The organism is Janthinobacterium sp. GW821-FHT03C10, from assembly GCF_059420865.1.
In genome coordinates, this window is the sequence record NZ_JBWKUN010000025.1 from 1 (window position 1) to 510 (window position 510).

Below are 510 nucleotides of genomic sequence, written 5' to 3' on the forward strand. Positions count from 1 at the left end.
TGGTGCCCACGAAGGGACTCGAACCCCTACACCCGAAGGCACATGGACCTGAACCATGCGCGTCTACCAATTCCGCCACGTGGGCATTGTTGCTGCTTGCTGCTTGTCGCTGCATGTTCTGCAGCGAGGACAAAATCATAAGGGCTGGCGCGCATTCGGTCAATCAACATTTTGCACTTTTCTTCAAGAAACATGTTTTTTTGCTTGAAAAGGGCTGCTCCCTATGAAAAAGGCGTGAATTTGCCTCTTTTTTCAGCGTTTCTTGCATGTTCCTGTCTGTCGGCAGGCCGTGCTGCTCGACTGCGGCAGTGCGACCGGTAAAGTTATGTTGGCGGGAGAGGGGGGGGGCTGGCGCGGAAATGAAAAAAGCCGCAAACTCGTGAAAGTTTGCGGCTCTTTTGCGAATTAGGTAATGGTGCCCACGAAGGGACTCGAACCCCTACACCCGAAGGCACATGGACCTGAACCATGCGCGTCTACCAATTCCGCCACGTGGGCACTGATGCTGCT

General features: G+C 53.9%; 2 tRNA genes. Both read right to left on the minus strand.

What is annotated here, in order from left to right:
• Nucleotides 1-85: transfer RNA gene (locus tag AC07VH_RS29220), tRNA-Leu, on the minus strand.
• 328 nt (nt 86-413) lie between these two features.
• Nucleotides 414-498, minus strand: a tRNA-Leu gene (locus tag AC07VH_RS29225).
• Between the last annotated feature and the right edge of the window lie 12 nt (nt 499-510).